The organism is Pseudovibrio sp. Ad5, assembly GCF_001623095.1.
Lineage (GTDB): Bacteria > Pseudomonadota > Alphaproteobacteria > Rhizobiales > Stappiaceae > Pseudovibrio.
The window spans coordinates 363,163-381,813 of the sequence record NZ_LMCH01000065.1 but is presented as its reverse complement, the minus strand read 5'-3'; the positions used below and the strand labels follow the sequence as shown (position 1 = coordinate 381,813).

General features: G+C 50.3%; 18 protein-coding genes. All 18 read left to right on the top strand.

The annotated features are described in order from the left end of the window. Positions 1-6: 6 nt before the first annotated feature. The 18 genes from PsAD5_RS24845 to napA all read left to right on the top strand — a co-directional run bounded on the left by PsAD5_RS24845 (position 7) and on the right by napA (position 18,634). A complete protein-coding gene (locus PsAD5_RS24845) occupies positions 7-1,134 on the top strand; it encodes an ABC transporter ATP-binding protein (RefSeq protein ID WP_063294056.1) in 1,128 nt (375 codons plus the stop codon). Between the two features lie 397 nt (positions 1,135-1,531). Continuing rightward, positions 1,532-3,145: an ABC transporter substrate-binding protein gene (locus PsAD5_RS24840; RefSeq protein ID WP_063294055.1), complete on the top strand. Its 1,614-nt coding sequence runs from the start codon at positions 1,532-1,534 to the stop codon at positions 3,143-3,145. Positions 3,146-3,160: 15 nt separating this feature from the next. Then, positions 3,161-4,228, top strand: coding sequence for an ABC transporter permease (locus tag PsAD5_RS24835; protein ID WP_063294054.1), 1,068 nt, complete (start codon positions 3,161-3,163; stop codon positions 4,226-4,228). After that, positions 4,225-5,166 carry an ABC transporter permease gene (locus PsAD5_RS24830; protein WP_057461258.1) on the top strand — a complete coding sequence of 314 codons (942 nt, stop codon included), beginning with the start codon at positions 4,225-4,227 and terminating at the stop codon, positions 5,164-5,166. The genes PsAD5_RS24835 and PsAD5_RS24830 overlap by 4 nt, the downstream gene beginning before the upstream one ends. A gap of 11 nt (positions 5,167-5,177) precedes the next feature. Continuing rightward, a complete protein-coding gene (locus PsAD5_RS24825) occupies positions 5,178-6,038 on the top strand; it encodes an ABC transporter ATP-binding protein (RefSeq protein WP_063290107.1) in 861 nt (286 codons plus the stop codon). Next, positions 6,025-6,855, top strand: a complete 831-nt coding sequence (locus PsAD5_RS24820; protein ID WP_063294053.1) for an ABC transporter ATP-binding protein — start codon at positions 6,025-6,027, stop codon at positions 6,853-6,855. Before PsAD5_RS24825 ends, PsAD5_RS24820 begins: the two co-directional genes overlap by 14 nt. A 123-nt stretch (positions 6,856-6,978) precedes the next feature. Beyond that, on the top strand, positions 6,979-7,335 hold the full coding sequence (locus PsAD5_RS24815) for a DUF2834 domain-containing protein (protein WP_063294052.1): 357 nt from the start codon (positions 6,979-6,981) through the stop codon (positions 7,333-7,335). 151 nt (positions 7,336-7,486) lie between these two features. Further along, positions 7,487-8,203: a Crp/Fnr family transcriptional regulator gene (locus PsAD5_RS24810; RefSeq protein ID WP_057461262.1), complete on the top strand. Its 717-nt coding sequence runs from the start codon at positions 7,487-7,489 to the stop codon at positions 8,201-8,203. Between the two features lie 189 nt (positions 8,204-8,392). After that, on the top strand, positions 8,393-8,845 hold the full coding sequence (locus tag PsAD5_RS24805; RefSeq protein WP_057461263.1) for a c-type cytochrome: 453 nt from the start codon (positions 8,393-8,395) through the stop codon (positions 8,843-8,845). A gap of 11 nt (positions 8,846-8,856) precedes the next feature. Beyond that, positions 8,857-10,242, top strand: a complete 1,386-nt coding sequence (locus PsAD5_RS24800; RefSeq protein WP_057461264.1) for a cbb3-type cytochrome c oxidase subunit I — start codon at positions 8,857-8,859, stop codon at positions 10,240-10,242. Further along, on the top strand, positions 10,242-11,039 hold the full coding sequence (locus PsAD5_RS24795; RefSeq protein ID WP_063294051.1) for a CbbQ/NirQ/NorQ/GpvN family protein: 798 nt from the start codon (positions 10,242-10,244) through the stop codon (positions 11,037-11,039). Before PsAD5_RS24800 ends, PsAD5_RS24795 begins: the two co-directional genes overlap by 1 nt. A gap of 5 nt (positions 11,040-11,044) precedes the next feature. Beyond that, positions 11,045-12,988 (top strand): nitric oxide reductase activation protein NorD, encoded by a 1,944-nt coding sequence (locus tag PsAD5_RS24790; protein WP_193778171.1) that lies wholly within the window; start codon positions 11,045-11,047, stop codon positions 12,986-12,988. A gap of 3 nt (positions 12,989-12,991) precedes the next feature. Further along, positions 12,992-13,183, top strand: a complete 192-nt coding sequence (locus tag PsAD5_RS24785) for a hypothetical protein (protein WP_063294049.1) — start codon at positions 12,992-12,994, stop codon at positions 13,181-13,183. Then, entirely contained in the window at positions 13,180-13,428 is a 249-nt protein-coding gene (locus tag PsAD5_RS24780) for a hypothetical protein (RefSeq protein WP_057461267.1), read from the top strand. The genes PsAD5_RS24785 and PsAD5_RS24780 overlap by 4 nt, the downstream gene beginning before the upstream one ends. Positions 13,429-13,666: 238 nt before the next feature. Next, a complete protein-coding gene (locus tag PsAD5_RS24775) occupies positions 13,667-14,908 on the top strand; it encodes a carbohydrate porin (protein ID WP_208988808.1) in 1,242 nt (413 codons plus the stop codon). A gap of 459 nt (positions 14,909-15,367) precedes the next feature. After that, a complete protein-coding gene (napF, locus tag PsAD5_RS28900) occupies positions 15,368-15,874 on the top strand; it encodes a ferredoxin-type protein NapF (RefSeq protein WP_063294048.1) in 507 nt (168 codons plus the stop codon). Beyond that, entirely contained in the window at positions 15,871-16,131 is a 261-nt protein-coding gene (locus PsAD5_RS24765) for a chaperone NapD (RefSeq protein ID WP_063290102.1), read from the top strand. Before napF ends, PsAD5_RS24765 begins: the two co-directional genes overlap by 4 nt. A 13-nt stretch (positions 16,132-16,144) precedes the next feature. Further along, positions 16,145-18,634: a nitrate reductase catalytic subunit NapA gene (gene napA, locus PsAD5_RS24760; protein WP_063290101.1), complete on the top strand. Its 2,490-nt coding sequence runs from the start codon at positions 16,145-16,147 to the stop codon at positions 18,632-18,634. Positions 18,635-18,651: the final 17 nt, after the last annotated feature.

The window sequence follows — 18,651 nt, the reverse complement described above, 5'->3', positions numbered from 1 at the left end:
AACACCATGGCAGATGTAACACTCAAGGGTATCGTCAAGGACTTCGGGTCAACCCGCATCATCCACGGCGTTGATTTGCAGATCAAAGATCGCGAGTTGATCGTGTTTGTTGGGCCATCCGGCTGCGGTAAATCGACTTTATTGCGCCTGATTGCAGGGCTTGAAGATATCACTGATGGTGACATGTTCATTGATGGAGATCTGGTGAACCAGCGCTCTCCTAAGGAACGCAAGATAGCCATGGTGTTCCAGAGCTATGCTCTTTATCCGCACATGAATGTTTATGAGAATATGGCGTTTGGCCTAGAGCTCTCCAAGCATTCAAAAGAGGATATCAAAGAGAAGGTGATGGAGGCGGCTCGTATCCTTGAGCTGACTCCGTTGCTGGAACGCAAGCCGAAGCAGCTTTCTGGTGGTCAGCGTCAGCGCGTGGCGATTGGCCGTGCGATTGTTCGGAATCCTAAAGTCTTCCTATTCGATGAGCCGCTTTCCAACCTTGATGCGGCGCTGCGTGTGCAGATGCGTATTGAGATTGCCAAGCTGCATCAGGACATGGACGCCACCATGGTGTACGTGACCCACGATCAGGTGGAGGCAATGACGCTTGCAGACCGGATTGTGGTGCTGAATGCTGGCCGGATTGAGCAGGTTGGAAGCCCGCTTGAGCTGTACCATCGTCCACGCAACAAGTTTGTGGCTGGCTTCATCGGGTCGCCGAAGATGAACTTCATTGAGGCGCAGGTGACAGGTGTTGCTGAAGACGGTGTTGAGCTGTCGGTTATCGGTTCTGATCCTGTGAAGGTTGTCGTTGATCCGACTGGCCTTGCTGTTGGCGACAAGGTTGAGTTTGGCATTCGTCCCGAGCACATGGGCAGCGGAACGGAAGGCGAGCTTTCCGGGAAGGTCGAGGTTATTGAGGAACTTGGCGAGAGCCACTTCCTGCATGTGCGCTTGACTGATGGCTCTTTGATCACTGTTCAGGGCAGGGGTGATGCTACTGCGAAGGCTGGCGAGAGCTGTAAAGTGAAGCTGGATTGCAGCCATGCGCATGTGTTTGGTGGTGACGGATTCGCGTTTTCTAAATTGGGGACGTTAGGTCAACATGAAAATACTGCAACTCTTAAGGGTGCGTGATAAATAAAATTGCTCACAGGCTCACTCCAATTTGGCATAGAGTTCCAACGCTGCACCTTGTGTGCAGCGTTTACTTTTTCTGAGACGCCTCTTCATTTCTTAAAACGATTAAATAGCTGATTTTTTTAGACTGAATCAGGCTTGATCATACCAATTGACTAGTCCGTTAGGGGAGGTTTGATTACTGGCAGAAACCGCAAGGTTAGCCGTCCAGAATCAAGCAAGGATTGAGCTGGCGCATGGTATTCTTTGGCTGAGCTCAACCAAGGGTACTTGTTCCCATTCTTAAAAAGTGAAAGAATTTAATCAGTGATTGCACTTAGATGCGGTTACAATTCTTTCGCCTTCGTGCGACTAACGATGTGAAGGCATTTTATAAATAGGGGAGCATTTTATAATGCAATTTAAGCGTAGTCTTCTCTCGCTGGCGCTTGCTGCAAGCGTGGCGATGCCAATTTCCGGCGCTATCATCTCTGAGGCTGGTGCTGCAACACCACCTAACATGCTCATCATTGCTGGCCGCATTGATGACCTCATTTCCCTTGATCCGCAAGAAATGTTTGAGTTCTCTGGCTCCGACATGGCAAATAACATCTATGACAAACTCGTAGATCTTGATCCTTCCGATCTTTCCAAAGGTTATCAGCCAGGACTTGCGGAAAGCTGGGAAATCTCTGAGGACGGAAGAACCTTCACCTTCAAAATGCGTGAAGGCATCAAGTTCCACTCAGGTAATCCGGTAACTGCGAAGGATGCTGAATTCAGCTTACGTCGTGCTGTTGCTATGAAAAAGACGCCATCTTTCATTGTTACTCAGTTTGGTTTTACAGCTGAGAACATGGAAGATACGATTAAGGCAGTTGATGCCAACACCTTCCAGATCACAACAGATAAGAAGTACGCACCTTCTTTTGTGTTGAACTGTTTCACAGCTGCGATTGCTTCTATTGTTGACAGTGAGTTGGTAAAATCTAACGAAGTTGATGGCGACTGGGGTAACGGCTGGCTGAAAACAAATTCAGCAGGTTCTGGCGCTTTCAAACTTCAAAACTGGAAGCCCAATGAGTCTTATTCTCTGACTGCTGTTCCAGGTTACTGGCGTGGTGAAGTTGCGATGAAGCGCGTTATCGTGCGTCACGTGATGGAATCTGCTTCTCAGCGCCTGATGCTGGAAAAAGGCGATGTTGATGTTGCACGTCATCTGTCTCCAGAAGATATTACTGCGATCTCCACCAATGAAGACCTGAAGGTTGAAGACACGCTCCGTGGTCGTCTGATGTACATCTCCTTCAACCAGAAGGATAAGGCGCTATCCCACCCAAAGGTTGCGGAAGCTCTGAAGTACCTCGTTGACTACAAAGGCATGACCGGTTCCTTCCTGAAGGGCCAGTACACCATCCAGCAGGCGTTCCTTCCGCAGACCTATATGGGCGAACTGAAGGACACTCCCTTCTCACTGAACGTTGAGAAAGCTAAAGAGCTGCTCGATCAGGCTGGTTATGCCGATGGTTTCGATGTTGAGTTCATCGTTCGTAATGCAACTGAGCGTGTTGAAATTGCTCAGAGCTTGCAGAACACCTTTGCTCAGGCTGGCATTCGCGCCTCTATCACACAGGGAACTGGCAAGCAGATCCTTGGTCGTTACCGCGCTCGTGACTTCCAGATCTACGTGGGTGCATGGGGTCCGGATTACCCAGATCCACACACAAATGCTGATACCTTCGCAAACAACCCGGATAACTCCGATGAAGGTAAGCATGTTGGTAAACTGGCATGGCGTAACGCTTACCCAGCAACAGAGCTGACCAAGTTGACCGATCTGGCTGTACAGGAAAGTGACCGCGAAAAGCGTGCTCGCATGTACGTGCAAGCTCAGAAGACCTTCCAGAAAGAAGCTCCGTTTGCAGTTATGTTCCAGAAGATTGAACAGAACTCTATGCGTGCAAACGTGACCGGGTTTAATCCTGGAGGCGCTGTGACCGCTGTTTACTACTGGCCTGTAAAAAAATAGATTGGCTAAATATAAATGAGCATCGCTGAAAATACAGCGACTGTGGCGCGGCGAGGGTTTACCTCGCCGCTCTACAAGATTTTAAAAGGTTTAATCGCTGGCCTTTTCTCCATTGCCATCACTATGGTGGGGCTTCTTTTCGTCACCTTCATTATTGCGCGCGTTATGCCAGTCGACCCGGTCCTCGCGGTTGTCGGTGAACGTGCCTCTCAGGAAATTTATGAAGCTGCCTACAAGGCCATGGGTCTTGATCAGCCGCTTTACGTACAGTTTATGCTATTCTTGAAGCAGGTGGCGATGGGCGACTTCGGGATGTCGACGCTGACAGCGCGGCCCGTTGTTGAGGACATTGCCCGCGTTTTCCCGGCTACACTAGAGCTTGCAACTCTCGCGACGATTGCTGGCGTTGGCATTGGCGTGCCGATGGGGGTTTTGGCTGCAGTGAATGAAGGCCGTTGGCCGGACCAGCTGATCCGCCTTGTTGGCCTGTTTGGCTACTCCATGCCGATCTTCTGGTTTGGCTTGATGGGCCTTTTGATTTTCTACGGTATTCTTGGCTGGGTTAGTGGCCCGGGTCGTATCGACATCTATTATGAAGACATTGTTCCTGTTGTCTCAGGCATGATCCTCATCGATAGCTTGATTGCAGGAGAGATCGAGATCTTCTGGAATGCGGTGAGCCACATCATTCTGCCTGCAAGTATTCTTGGCTATTATTCTATTGCTTATATTTCCCGGATGACCCGCTCGTTTATGCTGGAACAGTTCTCTCAGGAGTATATCACCACTGCGCGCGTGAAGGGTGTTTCCGAGACTGCTGTGATCTGGCGTCATGCGCTGCCGAATGTGATGATCCCGCTTATTACGGTGATCGCGCTTTCCTATGCGAACCTGCTGGAAGGGTCTGTGCTGACAGAGATTATCTTCTCATGGCCGGGTCTGGGCAACTACATCACCAATGCTCTGCTTTCTGCCGATATGAATGCGGTGCTGGGTGGAACAGTTGTGGTTGGTGCTATCTTTGTGGGCCTCAATCTCTTCTCTGACTTCATGTACAAAGTGGTTGATCCGAGGGCACGATGACAACAGCACCTGTAAAATCTAACGTGCCTGACAGAGCTGGCTTAAAAGCATGGCTCTCCTCTGATGCACCTACATCCCGCGGACACGCGCGCGCTGTGCAGTTTTATATGGGGTGGATGAAACTCTATGAAAACAAACTCGCGTTTCTCGGGTTCCTGATTATTCTGAGCTTGGTTCTGATGGCGATTTTTGCGCCGCTGCTGGCAACAACAGAGCCAAATGCACAAGACCTTGCCAAACGTTTGACCGCGCCGGGGGTCGATGGTCACCTGCTTGGAACTGATGAGCTTGGCCGGGACATCTGGAGCCGCCTCGTTTATGGTTCCCGCATTACGCTTCTGATTGTAGGCATTGTAGCGTTCACAGCACCAGTGTTCGGATTGCTGATTGGAACTGTTGCGGGTTACCTGGGCGGTTGGGTTGATCAGGCACTTATGCGTCTGGTTGATATCTTCCTGGCGTTTCCCAAGCTTATTTTGGCGCTTGCCTTCGTTGCTGCGCTTGGGGCGGGTATCGAGAGTGCGATTATCGCGATCAGCCTGACGGCATGGCCTCCGTATGCGCGTATTGCTCGCGCTGAAACTCTGACCATTCGCAATGCAGATTACATCAGCGCTGTGCGTTTGCAGGGGGCTGGTGTCATGCATATCATCATCGGGCATGTATGGCCGCTGTGTCTGTCTTCCATCATCGTGCGTGTGACGCTTGATATGGCGGGGATTATTCTGACAGCTGCCGGCCTTGGTTTCCTTGGTCTTGGTGCCCAGCCTCCAGAGCCTGAGTGGGGTGCAATGATCTCTGCTGGTCGCAAGTTTATTCTGGACCATTGGTGGGTTGCTGCCATGCCGGGTATGGCGATCTTTATCGTGTCTTTGGGCTTCAACCTGTTGGGTGATGGTTTGCGCGATATTCTTGATCCGAAAAAGAGCCAGAGCTAGGGGAGAGAACCATGAGTGATACGCTTTTAAGCGTTGAGGACCTTTGGGTTCGTTTCCCAACACGTAGCGGTACCGTTGATGCGGTTCGTGGTATTTCGTTCTCTGTCGGGCGTGAGCGCGTTGGCATTGTGGGCGAAAGTGGCTCCGGTAAATCTATGACTGGACGGAGTATTTTGCGTCTGATCCGGTCTCCGGGTCAGATGGAAGCCAAGTCGATTAAGTTCAATGGTGAGAATCTGCTGGACTATTCGGAACGGCAGATGCGGAAAATCCGTGGTCACCAGATCTCCATGGTGATGCAGGATCCGAAGTTTTCGCTGAACCCTGTTCACACGGTTGGCAAACAGATCTGTGAGGCTCTGCGCCTGCACACCAAATCTTCTCGCCGTGAGGCTCGTCAGGGCGCTCTGGAGATGTTGGAGGCTGTTCAGATCCGCAACCCTGAGCGTGTGTTCAATTCTTATCCGCATGAGCTTTCAGGCGGTATGGGGCAGCGTGTGATGATCGCGATGATGCTGATCACTGATCCAAAGCTGCTGATTGCTGATGAGCCGACCTCTGCTCTGGATGTGACTGTGCAGATGAAGGTGCTGGCGATCATGGACAAGTTGGTGCAGGAGCGCGGAATGGGGCTGATCTTCATCAGTCACGATCTGAATCTTGTCTCGTCCTTCTGTGACCGAATTATCATTATGTACGCAGGACGTATTGTAGAGACCTGTAAGGCCAGCGAGCTGCACAATGCGACGCATCCTTACACACGTGGGTTGCTGAATGCGCTGCCTCGCATTGAGGAGCCCAAGGGACGCCTTGAAGCACTGCAACGTCAGGACAGCTGGAAGCAGGAGGTCAGTGTCGATGCCCGGGTCTGATAGTGCTGTGATGGAACGTAAGCCATGGGTTGCGGAAGCAACAAAAGACGCTCGCCTCGAGATCAAAGACCTCAACGTCTATTTCGGTGAGGGACCGGATCGCTTTCAGGCTGTCAAGAATGTGAGCGTTAAGGTTCAGCAAGGCGGCAGTTTTGGTATTGTCGGTGAATCTGGCTCAGGTAAGTCAACTGTACTGCGCGCTGTGTGTGGGCTGGTTGAGAGCTGGGATGGTGAGATCGATATTGACGGCGCCCCTGTTTCGCATAAGCGTGACAAGGTTTTTGCCCGCAAGATTCAGATGGTTTTTCAGGATCCCTATGCGTCCTTGCACCCACGCCATACTGTAGACCGAGTTTTGTCAGAACCCTTGAAATTACATGGGTTTGACGATGTTGATGGTCGTGTGCTTCGGGCTTTGGATGACGTTGGACTCGGAGCTGATTTTCGCTTCAGGTATCCGCATCAGCTTTCCGGTGGTCAGCGACAGCGTGTGGCTGTTGCACGTGCTTTGATGTTGGAGCCGGAGATCCTGTTATTGGATGAGCCAACTTCAGCGTTGGATGTATCTGTGCAGGCGGAAATTCTGAACCTGTTTGCTGATCTGCGGAAGGAACATAACCTTACCTATGTGATGGTGACGCACGATCTGGCAGTGGTTGCGCATATGTGTGATGAGATTGCCGTGATGCAGCATGGTGAGGTTGTTGAGGTGATGGATGTGGAAGCGATGCGCAGCTCTACACCGGAGACAGCTTACACGCAGGAGCTTCTCAAGGCCTCTATGGGGTATGATGCGGAGTTCTTCGGCGACAGTTGATCTGTGAAGCATTTGATGACTACTGAAAGCCCCGCCCTTGTGGTGGGGCTTTTGTTGTTCTGGCGGGGGAACTTCAATAGGATCGCTTTGTTGATTTGATGATTGTTGGTTGCGGAGCCAGAGATGAAGTATTTTTATGGCCTTCTTTGTATTTTGGGATTTCTGCTGCCGTACGGGGCGTTTATGCCATGGTTGCTTGAGAACGGGTTGAACCTGCCGCAACTTCTTGTTGAAGCATTTGCTGGCGAGATATCGGCTTTTGCCTGGCTTGATGTGGTGGTTTCGGCGGTGGTTTTGATAGGCTTTATCTTTGCCGAAGGGCAACGACTTGGAATGAAGCGTCTTTGGCTTCCGATTCTTGCTGTGTTCACCGTTGGTGTGTCGTTGGGCTTGCCATTGTTCTTGCTCTTGAGAGAATTACACGTTGAAAAACCATCAAAACCAAGGGCTCACAGCGGAAAAAACGTAGCGCACATATGATAGTTGGAACTCATGTGCAGAAAATGGCCTACACCAATGAGTTCACTGTGAATTTCTTAATGTTTTCTGCTATAAACAACCGGCTTAATCCTACGAGTACATACGCTAAAACACTCGCAGATTGGCTTGGGTGTTTTCTAATTGATCTACGGTGTCTTCTTTGAGAAGTCTTGACGAAAATCTTATTTCCCATATTCCTCCGTTCCGAAAGCTGGAACGCGTTGATATCAGAGAGATTTTGGACGCAGCGACGCCAAAGCGTTTCAGCGCGGGTCAGGCTATTTTCGAAGAGCATGAGCCAGCGGAGCGGTTTTTCCTGCTGTTGGACGGTCATGTGCGCGTTATTCGCACCACGGCTTCCGGAGATCAGGTGATTGCGCGTCACATCGTCAGTGGCGAGCTTATGGGCATTGCCTCCGCAATTGGCAGGACGACTTACCCAGCCAGTGCTGTAGCGATTGATGACTGCCTCGTGCTGTTCTGGCCGACAAGTCTCTGGAAGACGTTTGTCGAAAAGTACGATGGATTTGCGACGGAAACCTACAAAACCGTCGGAGAGCGTATCTCTGAAGCGAACAACCACATTCTGGAACTGGCCACACAGCAGGTTGAGCAGCGTGTTGCACGTGCTTTGCTGAGGCTTGCAATCCAAAGCAGCCGCATCACCGATGAGGGAATGGAAATTGATTTTCCTCTCACACGCCAGAATATCTCTGAGATGACAGGTACAACTTTGTACACTGTGAGCCGTTTGCTAAGCGCTTGGGAAAAACAAGGAATTGTGAATAGCGGGCGCAAAAAGGTCATCGTGACGGAGATGAATAAGCTGAAGACTCTGGCTGATTTGGACCCAATGGCTGACTCTTGAGTACCGTTGAGCGATTGCCTGAGTGTTACTAGGCATAAATACCAGTATTCTCGATTTTATATCCTATTGTTTTTAAAAGTGTTTTTCTCCTATATCCGGTAATTACCGAATAGGTTGTTCTAGCACAAACTTCCCCAGTGGCGTCAATTTTATCATCTTCGGGACCGTAACCACGATAGGATTCCGTAGATGTCAGAATTCCTTACAAAATCGCGGGCACGAAATATTTTTTATGGGGGATCCTTATTCTTCATAGGCATATTTGCCGTGCTCTCAATCGACAGCCACCTTTACGTCGTCAATGAATCGACTTCAAAAGCTGATCTCACTGACGAGGTTGTCCTCGGAAAGCACGTTTGGGAAAAGCATGCTTGCATCAACTGCCATACGTTGCACGGGGAAGGCGCCTACTTTGCTCCTGAAGTCGGCAATGTGATGACACGTTGGGGCGTGCTGGATGATCCGGATGATGCAGCTGAGACCCTTGGCTCCTGGATGGAAGCTCAGCCGAGCCGCATCGAAGGTCGTCGCCAGATGCCTTTCTTCGATCTGACCAAAGAAGAAGTCCGCGGCCTCTCTGAATTCTTGCGTTGGGCTGACAAGACCAACACGCAAGACTGGCCACCGAACGACGCTGGTTAAGGGGTGGTATTATGAAATACAGTTCTCAAAAAGTCGCGTATGCCTACTTCGTAGCTGCGCTTGGCCTATTCGCAATCCAGGTTCTGGGCGGTTTGCTCGCTGGCTGGATTTATGTTGCACCTAACTTCCTTTCGGAGTTGCTGCCGTTCAACATCGTTCGCATGTTGCACACCAACGCACTGATCGTCTGGCTTCTGCTCGGCTTCTTTGGTGCGGCTTACTTCATCATCCCGGAAGAGAGCGAACGTGAGATCCACTCCGTTAAGCTCGCTTACATTCAGCTGATCATTCTTGTGGTTGGTACACTGGGTGCTGTTGTCAGTTACATCATGGGCATCCATGAAGGCCGTGAATTCCTTGAGCAGCCGCTCTGGGTTAAGGTCGGCATCCTTGTTGCAGCGTTGATCTTCCTCTTCAACATCTCAATGACTGTGTTGAAAGGTCGTAAGACTGCGATCACAAACATTCTGGTGATTGGCCTTTGGGCTCTTTCCCTGTTGTGGCTGTTTGCATTCTACAACCCAGACAACCTGAGCCTTGATAAAATGTACTGGTGGTACGTTGTTCACCTTTGGGTAGAAGGTACCTGGGAACTTGTGATGGCTTCCATCCTTGGCTTCCTGATGCTGAAACTCACCGGTGTTGACCGCGAAGTGATCGAGAAGTGGCTCTACATCATCGTAGCAACTGCTCTGTTCTCCGGTATTCTTGGTACAGGACACCACTATTACTGGATCGGCTTGCCTGGCTACTGGCAGTGGATTGGTTCCGTCTTCTCTACTTTAGAAGTCATACCATTCTTCCTGATGATGACCTTCTCCTTCGTCATGGTCTGGAAAGGTCGTAAGAACCATCCAAACAAAGCAGCTCTGCTGTGGTCTCTCGGTTCTGCAACTGTCGCGTTCTTCGGCGCTGGCGTATGGGGCTTCCTGCATACTCTGCACGGTGTGAACTTCTACTCACATGGTACACAGATCACTGCAGCGCACGGTCACCTTGCCTTCTTCGGCGCATACGTTGCTCTGAACCTTGCGATCTTCACTTACGCAATGCCATTGCTTAAAGGTCGTAACCCATACAACCAGGTTCTCAACATGGGCAGCTTCTGGCTCATGACTGGTGGTATGTCCTTCATGACCTTCGTGCTGACATTTGCCGGAACCATCCAGACACACATGCAGCGTGTTGTTGGTGAAGACTTCATGTCTGTACAGGACCAGCTGACAGTGTTCTACATCATGCGCTTCGGTGCTGGTGCGGCTGTTGTGATTGGTGCTCTGCTGTTCATCTACTCCCTGCTCGTACCGCGCAAGGAATTGTTCACAGCGAACTCTGGTTCCAAACCAACGACCGGTAGTACTCCTGAAGCCCAAGCAGTTCTGGAAGGTGGTCGTTAATGACTGTACAGAACCACGTTTTTGATGTGCCCTATTATCAGCCTATCGCCGATGAATGTGCATTATTTGAAACGGCTTTTAACAAAGGTCTGCCCCTTCTTTTGAAGGGGCCGACGGGCTGCGGCAAAACCCGCTTTGTGGAACACATGGCCGCAAAGCTGGGTCGTCCGATCTACACCGTGGCTTGCCACGATGATCTTTCCGCAGCAGACCTTATTGGTCGTTACCTGCTTAAAGGCGGCGTGACTGAGTGGGTTGATGGCCCGCTGACCCGCGCTGTTCGCGAAGGTGCGATCTGCTATCTTGATGAAGTGATCGAAGCACGGAAAGACGTTGCGGTTGTTTTGCACCCGCTGACTGATAACCGTCGTCGTCTCATCATTGAGAGAACTGGCGAAGAGCTGCAAGCTCCTCCGAACTTCATGCTCGTTGCCAGTTACAACCCTGGCTATCAGAACGTTCTGAAGCAGATGAAGCCTTCCACACGGCAGCGCTTCCTCTCCACGACCTTCGATTTTCCTGATGCGGAAACCGAGATACAGGTCGTAGCTAAAGAAAGCGGACTGGATGTTGAGCGTTCCAAATCTTTGGTTCGTCTTGCCGGCCATATCCGTGGTCTTTCCAGCCTGGATCTGGAAGAGGGTGTTTCCACTCGCTTGCTGATTTATGCTGCATCCCTGATTGCTGGTGGTATGCCAGTTGAAAAAGCACTGCAATACTCTGTTGTTGAGCCACTGAGTGATGAGCCTGATGTTCAGGTTGCGCTTCGTGATTTGATCGCAGTTGTTTACGGGTGAGCCTGATGAAAGAGCAAATACTGGAGTTTTTAGAGCCTGAAGAAGCCGTAGGTAATCTGTGGCATGATTATGCTTCAAGCCTGGGTGCTCCAGTGCACCATGAGGATATGGAGGTCGAGCTGGCTAAGCTTCGCACCTCCGTGCAAGTGGTGTTTCGCGGGTTAGGTGGTGAAGCTAAAGTCGAGATCAGTCAAGCTCCGGCGACGGCTTCAACCTACCGCATGCCCGTAAAACGCAAGCTCGGCAACGCTGCAGAAACAATCTTTCTGCCAGAGTTTGACGGCGAACGTTTGAGACTTCCTCCGGTTCTTGGCGTTTTTCCAGAGGCCGAAATGAACCGGGCCCATTACATCTGGCTTGCTGCATTTGCAGCGAACTGCGATGTGCAGGCAAAACCAGAGGATCCGTTGCAGGCGGATGTTCAGGCATTGGCTTTGGCCAAACAGGCGATTGAACGTGTTTGGGGCAAGTGCGTTGGTCTCCATGATTTCTTCCGTCAGTCCTGCGAATTTCTTCTGCAAACCCGTAAACGTCCAAGCCTTCCTGAGTGGGAAGCTGCAGTTGAAGCTATTGTTCTGGAATTGCTTGGCGGCCCGCGGGCTGTCACCAACACAAGTGCAACAATTCGCAAGGCGATGGAATGTGTTGATGAGCGTTGGAAGCTGATAGCTCCGCGCGGATATTGCACATTTGCACCTGTGCCGATCTGGGTTTCCAGCGAGTTGGTCAACGGTGAGCGTGGTGAAGAGCGCTCGGATGAGCAGGCTCCGCCAACACCGCAAGGATCAAGTGCAACAACGAAACGCAAAGCTAAACGCGAAAAGCGAGAGCAGGCGGATCGTAAAGACAGTTTTATTCTACACCGGTTTGAGGCGATCCTCTCCTGGGTAGAAAGCATGAACCTCAATCGCAGTACCGATGACGACGAAGAGGAAAATGCGCAGAAAGCTGCTGATGATCAGGATTATATCAGCCTTTCGAAAAATCAGCGGAAAGCAGCGACACGGTTGCGACTGCATCTGGATTTGTCTCCAGAAGATGCAGACCACGAACGCCTTTCCGACAAGTTCACATATCCTGAGTGGGATCACCGCCAACGTAAGTTTTTGGAAGATCATTGCCGCGTTCTGGAGAAGGATGCCGAGCCTGATTATGAGAGCGTGCTGCTCACGGACCCTTACCATAAGCGCCGTATTCGTCAGGTGAAGCGCCAGTTTGAAGCGTTGCGTCCAAAGCGGATCATGCAGATGCGTCAGGCTGAAGGCAGCGAGCTGGATCTGGATGCTTTGGTGACGGCTCAGGTTGATCTAAAGGCTTCAGGTTACGCATCCGATCGGATCTTCCAGGATTCACGTGCGGTTGAGCGCGACCTATCCGTCGCAATGTTACTTGATACATCCCGTTCTACTGAGAGTGCGGTTGGCGATTCCAGTGTTATCGAGATTGCGGGGGCCGCGCTTGCTGCTTTGTCTGGCGGAGTTGATGCGAGTGGCGATCATCTGGGGGTCTGGGGCTTTTCTTCATTGAAACGCGACCGGGTTTTCATGAACAAAGCCAAAGACTTCAACGAGCCGATGACGGATGAGGTGATTGCAAAAATTGGTGGGCTCAAGCCGTGTTACTACACCCGTTTGGGAGCGGCGATCCGGCATACCACTGCGCAGCTTGCCTTGCAGCAAACACAGCGGAAGCTTTTGATTGTACTAACAGATGGAAAGCCGAACGATCTTGATCACTATGAAGGAATTCACGGAATTGAAGACAGTCATATGGCTGTTCGTGAAGCCCGCAAACTGGGTATGGCCGTTCATGGTGTGATTGTTGATGAGGATGGGCAGGATTGGTTTGCCCGTATCTTTGGCAAAGGTGGTTATACGCTCTTTCCAAATCCGGAACGTCTGACACGTGCGCTACCGGATATCTATAGAAGCCTGACAAGGGAGTATTAGATTATGAAGCTTTTCTATATGGTTATGGGCTTTATGGCAGGTCTGCTGCCTTTGTCCGCAATGGCTGCAGTTTCCGGATACCAACGTCCTGTGCCTCAGCCGCAAAGTGCGACTGCTGAGCTGTGGTTTGGTCTTGCTACTGTTATGCTTGTTGTCTCACTTTATGTCGTGCACCGGGTTGTAAAAGGCAGATGAGTGAAGAAGACCTCAGCAATCGCATCAGTGTAAGAAGGCTGGCACTCTACCTTTACCCACTGGGTATTGGAGCGGTCGGTATCAACCTCTTCTTTTTGTCGCTGATTTTCTCATGGGTCGGATGGCCGGTGATGTCACCTTATCTTGCGATGGCTGGCGGTGTTGTATTGGGCTATCCGTTTGCGTATCCCTTTGCAAAACATATCCGTTACCTGATGGATAAATCGGATGGTTTGCTGGACTAACCATCTGTTTTGCAAGCATCGGAAGTCGAGCGCGATCTACAAAGATCGTGCTTTTTTTGTGCGCTGTGGCCATCTGATTGTTCTGATTGATAGTTTTATCAATTCAGAAGCAAAAATTAATGTGCCAGCATAGCGTTATTCCACTGGAGTTGTGCTGCGTTCCATCTGATTTGATGTTTCCTGACAGGAGAAACAACAGTTGCGAGCGTCTGTTGCCCTAACATCACTGGCAAGTTTGATGAAGTGGCGTTGCCTGCTGCTCGCATGCCTTTGTTTTTATGTGTTTTTCAACGGTGTGGCGCAGGCGCAAGACTCTCGTTGGCCGTTGAACTGGGGCGATTGGGAGACGGCGACCGGAGACTGGGGCGGGTATCGGACGAAGCTCAACGATGTGGGTATCGATCCTGAGTTGAATTACACCCACGATATCATGGCAAATCCGGTTGGAGGAGAACGGCAAAGTGCTGCTTATGCCGGAGCGCTCGGGGCCAATATCAACTTTGACTTTGAAAAACTGATGGGCTTGAGCGGAACCAGTTTCAGTCTTGGTTTGTATCAGGGGCTTGGGCGAGATTTGTCTGGTGAAGATATCAATAACGTTTTTGATGTGGCGCAGATCTTTATCGGCGATGTTTTCGGTATCTCGCAGATGAACATTTTGCAGACGCTGGCGAATGATCGGGTGGAGATTGCGATAGGTCGACTTTCTGCGGGGGCGGACTTTGCGTTCAGTGAGGCTTTCCCGCTTTATGTCAACAGTGCTGTTAATGGAAACCCGGCCCAACTCCTTGAAAACTTGCCTTCATTTACTACTCCCCCTTTCAGCCAGTGGGGTGTTCGGGGAACGGTGAAACCGGAGGACTTTCTCTATCTTTCTGTGGGTGCATACAACGCAGACCTGAATGCGCAGGACAACGAAGATCAAGGATTTAACTTCAAGTTCAATCCCGAAGACGGCGTGTTGGTAATTGCAGAAGGAGGGGTTCTGGTTGGGCAGGAGAAGACCAGTGCTTACTTGCCAGGCCGGTATATGCTTGGCGGTTATTATGACACCAGTGATTACACGCCTTTCACCGATGCAAACGCGACGGAAGAGGGCAACTGGGGGCTCTACTTCATAGCGAACCAGATGATCTATGAAGAGCAACCGGATCAAGGCCTTAATCTCTGGGGGCTTTTTACGCTTGCACCACAACAAAGCATCAACAGTTTGCCTTATGGAGTGAGTGGTGGTGCCTACTACAAAGGACTGCTTGATAGCCGGGATAACGACATCACAGCGGGTGCATTTTATCTTGGTTTCTTCAGTGATGACCTGCCAGGCCAGACCTATGAACTTGTGTTTGAGGTGAACCATCGTTTTCAGTTTGCGGAATGGTTCTATACGACGGTCGATGGGCAGTATGTGGTGAACCCAAATGGCCAGACAAATATCTCTGATGCATGGGTTGTTGGCTTCGAAATGTCCGTTGATTTTTAAGCCTAAAGACGTTGTTTTTTCAGAAAAGTAGCTCGTTTTCGAGAGTGCAAATCACTTGCAAAAAACATCAGCACACGACCAAGAAAAAGTACGTGGAAATCCACTGTAATCTTTGTGTTTTTGAGTGCGCGTAATAGTTTTACAAAGTGCATCAGCCTCCACAAAAGCAGTACAAAATTTCAGCTTTAAAATAGTCGGTTTCAGGTCCGGATTTCGAGGGGCTTTGATGAACGCACTGATGTTACTTCAGAAATCACTAAATTAGTTTAGTTTGAAGTAATTTGAAATGTGGACGAAAGCTAAATTATCACGGAAACGTGAGATGTAAACTCAAGTTAAATTTAAATCTTGAGTTATTCGTACTAGTATTTCTGAAGCATTCAATTTGATTGCAATCAAAATACAAAAGTAATCTCGTTGATATATTTTTCTCAGTTCAGTTGAGAAGTTGATTCTATCATGCAAACGCAGATGGGAAGGCGGCATTTTCTTGGTATGTCCAAGTATGCGAAGGATAAGCCGTGTCCGCCTTACAGTATTGGTAAAGTTGAATTTTCCGATGTATGCACCGGTTGCGGTGATTGTGTTTCGGCGTGTCCTGAAAAGATCCTTCGAATTTCTGAGCGGAGTCGATTGGCTGTTGTCGATTTTGGGGTGGGACCCTGCACCTTCTGTGAAGCGTGCGTCGACGTTTGCAAAGAAGGAGCGCTCGTTAAGACCGAAGACGCTCCCTGGGCGATGAAAGCAACGATCGGCTCTAACTGCCTTTCTTATCAAAAGATCGCGTGCCGGGCCTGCGCTGACTTTTGTGAGATGAGGGCAATCCGATTTCATCTTGGCCTAGGCGGCCAGCAAATTCCTGATTTGGACGGTGAAGCCTGTACCGGGTGCGGTGCCTGCCTTGTTGCCTGTCCCAATGGATCCATCGAAATGCGCGAAATTAAACTCCAAGAGGAGGTTCTATGAACATTTGCGGCGTTCTCGTTAGTTGCTTAGCGGGAAAAACCCAAGAGGTTTCTGAAGCATTGTCCGCCCTGCCGGGCGTGGAAGTTCATATCACCAAAGAGGATACGAGCCAGCTTGTTGTGACTGCAGAGGATACGGAAGAGTCCTTCGCTGATCAGCAGGTGCTGGAAATTCACCGGACGCCGGGCGTTGTATCCGCTGGTCTTACCTATCATCAATTCGAACCAAACACCGACCCTGACTTGAAGGCGGCCTAACGGGAGGCAAAACATGTCAATCACGGCATCTCGCAGAGATATTATAAAGTCAGCAGCGGTTGCAGCAACTGCTTCTGCGGCTGGCATCGCTTTACCAAAGTCTGCCGAGGCTCAGGGAAAAGCCTCCGATATACGCTGGGACAAGGCTGTTTGCCGCTTTTGCGGAACAGGCTGCTCTCTCCTTGTGGGTGTTAAAGACGACCGTGTTGTCGCCACTCAAGGTGATCCAGATGCACCAGTGAACCGCGGCTTGAACTGTATCAAAGGCTATTTCCTTTCCAAGATCATGTACGGCAAGGATCGCCTGACAACACCGTTGCTCCGCAAGACCGCTGGTGTTTACGACAAGCATGGCGAGTTTGAGCCTGTCTCCTGGGATGAAGCTTTCACTGTCATGTCCGAAAAATTTAAGGACGCATTGAAGGAAAAAGGCCCGACTGCAGTCGGCATGTTTGGTTCTGGTCAGTGGACCATCTGGGAAGGTTACGCTGCTTCCAAGTTTATGAAGGCAGGTCTGCGCTCCAACAACATTGACCCGAATGCCCGTCATTGCATGGCGTCAGCTGTGGCTGCTTTCATTCGTACCTTTGGTATTGATGAGCCAATGGGTTGTTATGATGACATGGAGCTTGCCGATGCATTCGTGCTTTGGGGCTCGAACATGGCTGAGATGCACCCAATCCTTTGGTCCCGTATTACAGATACCCGTCTGACCAAACCGGGTTGTGAAGTTCATGTGCTCTCCACTTTTGAGCACCGTTGTTTTGAACTTGCTGACAACGGAATGGTGTTTACGCCACAGAGCGATCTGGTGATCCTCAACTTCATCGCCAACTACATCATCGAAAATGATGCAGTGAACTGGGACTTCGTCAATAAGCACGTCAACATCACCAAAACCGCGACAGATATTGGTTATGGTTTGCGCCCTAATGATCCGCGCGAGCAGGCTGCCGAAAATGCTGGTTCTGGTAAGATCTCCAAAATTGACTTTGAGGAGTATAAGCAGCTCGTTTCCAAGTATACGCTTGAGTATACAGAAGAAATGTCTGGCGTTCCGGCTGAAAAGCTTCTGAAGCTGGCGAAGATCTATGCTGATCCTAACCGGAAGGTGATGTCTCTCTGGACAATGGGCTTTAACCAGCACTCACGCGGCAGCTGGGTGAACAGCCTTTGCTACAACATTCATCTCCTGACCGGTAAGATCTCTGAGCCTGGTAATGGTCCATTTTCACTGACAGGTCAGCCATCTGCGTGTGGTACTGCCCGTGAGGTCGGAACGTTTGCACACCGTCTGCCTGCAGATATGGTGGTCAAAAATCCTAAGCACCGTGAAATCTGTGAGACTGCCTGGAAAATTCCTGAAGGAACAATTCCTGCCAAGCCTGGGTACCATGCAGTTCTGCATCATCGCATGCTTAAAGATGGCAAGCTGAATGCCTATTGGGTTCAGTGCACGAATAACCTGCAAGCAGCTCCTAATATGAATGAGGAAGGCTGGCCGGGATATCGTAATCCTGAGAACTTTATTGTTGTCTCTGATCCATATCCAACCGTTACAGCAATGGCTGCGGACCTTATTCTGCCAACAGCCATGTGGGTGGAAAAAGAAGGGGCCTATGGTAACGCAGAGCGTCGGACCCAGTTCTGGCGTCAGCAGGTGAAAGCTCCGGGTGAAGCCATGTCAGACGTCTGGCAGGTTATGGAGTTCTCTAAGTACTTCAAGACAGAAGAAGTCTGGCCTGAAGAACTGCTTGCCAAAATGCCTGAGTTGCGCGGCAAGACACTCTTTGAAGTGCTGTATGCCAATGGGGTCGTCGACAAGTTCCCGGTCTCTGAAGTCAAAGAAGGTTTCAATAACCATGAGTCTGAAGACTTCGGCTTCTACGTTCAAAAAGGGTTGTTTGAAGAATATGCCGAATTTGGGCGTGGCCATGCGCACGACTTGGCTGACTTTGACGTCTACCACAAAGCGCGCGGTCTCCGCTGGCCAGTGGTTGATGGTAAGGAAACACTCTATCGCTTCCGTGAAGGTTATGATCCTTACGTTAAAAAAGGTGAGGGCGTTAAATTCTACGGTAAGCCTGATGGCAAGGCGAACATTATTTTTGCACCTTATGAGCCGCCAGCAGAAGTGCCAGACAACGAGTATGACCTCTGGCTCTGCACCGGTCGTGTGCTGGAACACTGGCATACAGGTTCCATGACGCAGCGCGTCCCAGAGCTTCATCGGGCATTCCCGTCTGCTGTTCTGTTCATGCATCCGCAAGATGCACGGGAGCGTGGTCTTCGTAGAGGGCAGGAAGTCACTATCTCCACTCGTCGTGGTGAAGTGCTGACACGCCTGGAAACCAGGGGCCGGAACAAGGTTCCAAAAGGTTTGGTTTACATGCCTTTCTTCGATGCAAACCAGTTGACCAACAAGCTTACACTCGATGCCACTTGTCCGATTTCGAAAGAAACCGACTACAAAAAGTGCGCTTGTAAGGTGGAAAGCGCTTAGAGCAACCCTCTGAGCAG